This is a genomic window from Paraburkholderia sp. SIMBA_053, from assembly GCF_046534895.1.
GTDB classification, from domain to species: domain Bacteria; phylum Pseudomonadota; class Gammaproteobacteria; order Burkholderiales; family Burkholderiaceae; genus Paraburkholderia; species Paraburkholderia caledonica.
On the sequence record NZ_JAWRXU010000577.1, the window covers coordinates 1 to 277 of the forward strand.

Consider the following 277-nt stretch of genomic DNA (forward strand, 5'->3'; position numbering starts at 1 on the left):
TTGATTTGCCATGCAGTCGGTACGGTGGTGGACATCGGGATTTCTTTTTTTCCGCCCGGGATTCACGATTGCCGCGTGCCGGGATACGGCCGCCTGCGCGCATTGCAAGGCTGTCAGTCCGACTGCAATTTGGCCGGCCAGAACTTCGTTCGGGGCGATCCAGATGACGCTCGGCAATCCACCAGCCAACGCGCGGCATTCTGGTCAGCAGTGATCCGGTCGCGGACGAAAATTTCTCCCTTTCACGCCCGGGTTCAATGCGTGCCCGCCTTGATAA

Annotated in this window: 1 protein-coding gene; it reads left to right on the forward strand. The window is 59.2% G+C overall.

Going from position 1 to position 277, the window contains the following annotated elements; all coding sequences use genetic code 11:
- Positions 1-277: hypothetical protein (locus SB753_RS36910; protein WP_410805087.1), on the forward strand; the 277-nt coding region annotated here is incomplete at both ends.